Origin of the sequence: Prevotella sp. AM42-24, from assembly GCF_003461825.1 — a bacterium.
Taxonomy (GTDB): Bacteria; Bacteroidota; Bacteroidia; order Bacteroidales; family Bacteroidaceae; genus Prevotella; species Prevotella hominis.
The window spans coordinates 1-5,794 of record NZ_QTXV01000030.1; the positions used below are offsets into that span (position 1 = coordinate 1).

The following is a 5,794-nucleotide window of genomic DNA, read 5'->3' on the forward strand; positions in this document are numbered from 1 at the left end:
CTTATAAAATAAGTTAAACTAAAATGCTGCGGAATTTAGGTCTTAATTTATTACAACATGAGAGGATATCCTTCTATACCAAATTTCATGTTAAAATTTACCACACGCAAATGCAGCCTCACTTATCCAACACGATACCTTTTTCCCTTGCCAAGTATAGGATTGTACTAATACTACATCTACCAAGATTTTGCGAATATGCCTTCCATATTAACCTCTCGCTTCTTACTTCATCATGATTGATGCCATCTAAACGGCAAAAATCCAAAAATAATTCTTTTCCTTTTTCAGGATGTACGCTTGAGGCTATTGCATAGGCTACTTTTACCCAATTCTCGTACGAACTGGTAATCGAAATACCCCTTTTACGCAATTTTTTATATATATAAATCAGTTTACTCCTGTTTACACCATTATTTACATATGTTGTAGCCTTACCATATATTTCATTCCAGTCTTTTGGATCAATACATCTAATGACTGTTGCCTTTGGATTTTGCTTTGTTGATGATTTTTTTGTTTTATCTTCAACTCCATCCAAGACATCAGGCTTCACTTCAAAAGTTTCAGCTTGTTCTTTTACGACAATATCTTCATCGGCAGACATATAACATAATCTGCAGATATCCTTACCGCTGGAATCCAGTTCTATCCCATATTTTTCATACAGATACAGGAACAATTGCCTAAAAGCCATGGTATGCCTATCTTTCAGGTTTACTTCCATCAACGAATCATCATATTTTAAATGAACCAAACCTTTATATCCTTTCCCTGAAGGAGAAACCCAAAAAGCAGCAACATGCGGATCTTCGAGTAGATATTTCTTAGTTTTTTCAAACAAGATCTCATCCAATTTATCTATATCAATAACGAGTAAGCTATTATAATGGTTGCATTCATCTGCTTTATGTCCTTTTTCGAAAGTTCCGCAAAAAGTAACTGCTGGTAATTTTGTCTTAATGGCATCATAGCCAGGCTTATCACCATTAAATAGACAAGCACGCGCGGCATCCACCTCTTTACCATATGCGCAAATACGAATACCATTCAAAACACGTTGAATAGGCATATCCATTCGCTTATTGCTCCATGTGGTATCATAGAATGAAACATTTAAATTATACAAATCAGTAGAATTCATGATCCTTTAACTCTAAAATTCATTAATTTAATCGGATTATCATAGGGAATCAGATTTTATACCAAATTTTCTACAATACATGAGTATACGCAAAAAGCACCTTTCTTTTTGAAGATTTCATCAGAAAGTAAGCGTCCAAAAATGTCACAACGCCCCTATTTGCAAGCTTTTTGCAAAGCCCGCAAATCTCATTTTTTAATTTCTTTCACTAAAAATTTCATTAATTCAAGCAGATTGTCATCGGAAGTTGGTTCTCGTAGTCCGTTCTACCAGATTTCACAGCCTTGAGCAAAGCCTTGAAATATTGTCTGAACGAGACTCCGACTTGCTTGCAAGTCTGGATAAAGGTATTGTACATTGCTGATCTCAATGCACCCTGTACACTACCGATGAACAACGAGCCCTTGCGCTGTATGGTCTGGGACCGCATCGCTCGTTCCGCAGCCATGTTATCTATGGAATATTCACCATCGTTTCGATAGGCAAAGACTTGCTTCCAAAACTTATGGAGATAGTTCTATGCTTGCTGCATCAATTTAGGCAACTCATCCATCTTGTTCACCATCAAGTTGTACATCTCATTCTGAAGTTTGTCTACGATACCTCGGGTATACTCGTCATTGCGCATCTCCTTGATTTTTTCTGCATCATAACCTTTCTCTATATACAAGTCCTCACGCTTATAAACATGGTTACGACCACCACTCTTCCGATTGCCATACTTATCTACCGTATCCTCATAGAAGAATATCACGATGTTGGCTTTAGGGTTTACCAAACACCACATATAGGTTTTATGATGACCACAATGTGTCTGGAATCGCTCCCGAGACATATAAATATAGATGTCACCGTTGAGAGGGGCACGATGATATGTATTACGTATAATCTCTGAAAAACGAGGGCCCTTATACCTCATATCATGAAGCATGGGTAAGTAGTAGAAGTTGTCAAGACCTGAGAGCCTTAGCATAATCCCTCCAATATAGACACTAAGTCCTTCATGCTGGCATAGTCAGGCCCTCAACAGGGATAACAGCATCCTTGGCATGCTTCTTGAACCACGCAAAGAATTGCTTGTATGGAATAGCAGAATAGTTATATTTTTATACTTATGAAACAGAAAACCTGTAATACATAGACATTTGACAATCAAATATTACAACATAAATTCCATTTACAGAAACATTAATCTTCTAATTTATCCATAAGTTGTAACTATTTCATGTCTATTTTTCTTTTGAAAAATATATTTTATAATAATTTCTGCCACTATTTTCGTCAAAGCCACGTTCTATAAAATTACCCGTTTTCATTAAGCATAATTCTACGTTATCGTCCAATTTAATTTTACGTAGTTTCTTAGGAACTGTCAATGCTTTTTTGTCTATTTCAAAACATTTTTCTATATTTATTTTCTCATGCTCTTCATATGCTTTGCGATATTCTTCAAACATGTTCAAAATGTTCGTATCTTGAAATACTTCAGATTGCAATTCCTCAACATTAATCTTATCTGATTTACAAAGCAATTCTATAGAGCTGTTTATAATTCTAACCTGCTCAGATTTTGAGACTAAGGATTCTTTTGATAACTTATCATTTACAAATCCCTCCATCAAACGTACAAGTCCTTTAGACTGGCTATAAGGAGTCATCTTGTTTTCCATTCCCAAAAAATCTTGTCTCCAAAATTTAGAATCCTTAGATTTATCTATAATGAAGCCTACAGGCATATCTTTAGTAAAAACTATTAAACATGCTTTATTTATTTTTTGGGAAGTATATCCTGTTTTTACAGAAACCCCCATATTACCATGCGAATCAACAGTAGTCTCTATAAATTCATTCTTAGATTCAATTTTATAAATACCTATAGCCTCACAATACGTATCTTCATCTAAAACATCCTCTATTTTTACTATGAAGATATCACCATCTTTTATTGTGGGCATTGTAGAAACACTGTCTAAATACTTAAAGATTGATATAGAGTCCTCTATAAAATTACCTCCATTGAAAATATCAACTACAGTATTATATACTATATTATATTTCAAATCAACAGAATGGACAAATGAATATTGGACCTTTTCACGATTAAACGGCTTAATGAAAAAATCTTTCAAAAAAGCCTGATCCAACTTTGCCATATCCATATCTATATGATTAACCAAACATTTATGTTTGTCTAAGCTGAACCTATGACAAATCATCTTATCTATATATGCTTCTTTAAAATCCATATTATATTTTTTTCTTTGAGATTAATACCTGTAAGAGACTTGTTATCATATAAACTGTATAAAAAAACACTTTGACTATAAGTAATATAAGAAGTAACCTGTAGATAAATAAAAGAACTATATGACATCCTAACAAAATAGATTCTTTATTCAAATATTCTAAGTTTCCAACAATCTGATACTCTGATATATTTAAAGAGAAAAACTTTTTCCAGAATATGATAGGTATCAATAAAAGTAAAGTCAATGTAGCATAAAGAATATTGAAACCTATTGAATAAAAAAATCGAATGACATAGTTGTGTTCTTGCTTCATTCTAAGGATATCTTTTGATGTAGGTCTATCCTCTACTGGCATATTGTCTTTATCTTTTTGAGAAGGAATCTTTGATATATTCAACTTATCATAAATCAAAGCCAAAGCTGTGACAAAGAATCCTATAAATATAGCAAATATATCCTTTATATAGTCAATGAACTCTTCATTTAATCCATTTGGTAAAAAGATTACACACAAAACAGAAATGAACAAAAAGAAAATATGATAAACCATTATTGATTTTTGAGAAAAACCATTATTATTCACATCCGTAGTTATTGCATGGTATCCTTTTCTTGCAAATATGAATATTGCCCTAATCCACTCTGTCAACATATTTATCTGGTCTTATTTCTCTTAATATATGGTTATCAAACAGATCTTTACAATAACTATCTAATGCTGCTAGGTTCACTGTACCATCGTCATTGATTGATACTTTATCATTTAGATAAACAACCGGAGATAGTTCTGCATCTCTCATATCCCAATCAAATGTCTTACGTGATTTGGTATCACTATTTTCTGTATTAACGGTGCATTTATCGAATTCTTCTAAACGCTTAGAATAGTTATTTGCTCCAAAAGTACGACCAATTAGATAATTTCTGATACTTTCCATAATACCTAAACTTTTGTCTCCTTCACCTTTTGGAGTTATACTGATTTTTACTTCATAATCTCCCATTACATCTTTTATAGGATTATCCTCTTCTATTTGATTATCTACAAATGTTGTCTTGAAAGTCATACTTTTCAATACTGCACCTTCTCTATATTCATCTTGAAAGCACTTTGGAGCAAATATGCTCATAGTTGGCTTTTGGTAATCACCTATACTGAATAGCTTTGCAATATAACTTCTTGCAAAATTTGATATAGATTCTTCTGCACTATCAGTATGTATCATCACAAAGCCTTCGTTATGATCAACAGGAAAGTACAAGAAAATATAGTAATACTGCAAAACTGGCTGATCTACTGCCAAATTTTTTGCCTCATCTTTCTTACTCAATTTGGTTACAATACGTTCTTTCCCGTATGTACCTCCATTAACAACGCCCGCAATAATATATTTATCAGACAGAGGGCAAGGACGTTCATCCCAATGCTTATTGATGATTCGTCTGCCTTTATTACTAATCAAAGTCATGACTTTCTTAATAGAATCATTTCTTGCAAAATCCGTGTTAAGTTCATTCATAAAATATTCATATAGCTTTAAGAATATTTTAGAATCAGAATCTCGTTTTTTACATTTTCCACATTCTACCATAAAATCTCTAAAAGTCTTGTTTGTACCCGTTTTATGCTTCAACTTAAAACGGAAAAAATCTAATTTAGGATTTGCCATAATGCGTTATTTTTATTCTTATTTTTTCGACTCCTCTGTCCTCCTCTACGAAGAGGGGGGCCTTAACCCACTCCCAAGCCCTCGCCCTTTCCAAAAGGGCAAGGGATGTAACCATTCCTCCCGTCGCTCTGAACCGGTTCGCTACAAGGTTGACGAACAATCAGAGGTCTCGTCATGTTGTAAGTATCCGCTCAACGCCGTATTGCATATCTCAAAATAATATTGTAACTTTGCACGGCGGCATCATTTTTCTAATTTTGAGACAAGAATACAAAGTTTAGTCCTCCATCAGTACAAGCTAATGGAGGTTATACCTTAATTTGACTAAATTTGAAATTCATTTTTTATTGTTCCTAATCTTCCCTGAACTCAGGAAGAAGAGTATAATACTTATCCTCAGGCGTAGAATCTATGTGCTTCAACACATAACAAAGCCAACGCTCAGGATTTTATCTTGCACCTTACATGCTCCAAACAAGAAGTACATCATTGCTGCACGCTTACAAGCTTCCAAGTCACGACAGAACAAATAAGCCTTCTTACCCATCACCATGTCACGGATCAGGCGTTCGGTATCATTGTTGTCCAAAGGCATATCTGGGATGTCTATATAATGGTCAGCTTATCATAGATGGTTTCACGTTCTTCCTTACTAAAGACAACCCGCTCACGCTTTTGAGTAAATATCATTCTGACAAGAGAGGCTATCTGTTCGGTCTTAGCTCCGCTTT

The 5,794-nt window shown here is 34.1% G+C and carries 6 protein-coding genes and 1 pseudogene; all 7 read right to left on the reverse strand.

The features are described from left to right. Positions 1-118: 118 nt before the first annotated feature. Positions 119-1,144 carry a BT4734/BF3469 family protein gene (locus tag DW917_RS09945; protein WP_233524699.1) on the reverse strand — a complete coding sequence of 342 codons (1,026 nt, stop codon included), beginning with the start codon at positions 1,142-1,144 and terminating at the stop codon, positions 119-121. A 220-nt stretch (positions 1,145-1,364) separates the two neighbouring features. Further along, positions 1,365-1,649: pseudogene (locus tag DW917_RS09950) on the reverse strand (transposase); the annotation flags it as partial. Between the two features lie 12 nt (positions 1,650-1,661). Beyond that, positions 1,662-2,117: a hypothetical protein gene (locus DW917_RS09955; protein WP_147344160.1), complete on the reverse strand. Its 456-nt coding sequence runs from the start codon at positions 2,115-2,117 to the stop codon at positions 1,662-1,664. Positions 2,118-2,373: 256 nt separating this feature from the next. Beyond that, positions 2,374-3,390, reverse strand: coding sequence for a nucleoid-associated protein (locus tag DW917_RS09960; RefSeq protein ID WP_118118320.1), 1,017 nt, complete (start codon positions 3,388-3,390; stop codon positions 2,374-2,376). Between the two features lies 1 nt (position 3,391). Continuing rightward, complete coding sequence (locus tag DW917_RS09965; RefSeq protein ID WP_118118322.1) at positions 3,392-4,045, reverse strand: hypothetical protein; 654 nt, start codon at positions 4,043-4,045, stop codon at positions 3,392-3,394. Next, positions 4,026-5,063 carry a hypothetical protein gene (locus tag DW917_RS09970; RefSeq protein ID WP_118118324.1) on the reverse strand — a complete coding sequence of 346 codons (1,038 nt, stop codon included), beginning with the start codon at positions 5,061-5,063 and terminating at the stop codon, positions 4,026-4,028. Before DW917_RS09970 ends, DW917_RS09965 begins: the two co-directional genes overlap by 20 nt. 418 nt (positions 5,064-5,481) lie before the next feature. Beyond that, positions 5,482-5,673 (reverse strand): transposase, encoded by a 192-nt coding sequence (locus tag DW917_RS09975; protein ID WP_370453528.1) that lies wholly within the window; start codon positions 5,671-5,673, stop codon positions 5,482-5,484. Positions 5,674-5,794: the final 121 nt, after the last annotated feature.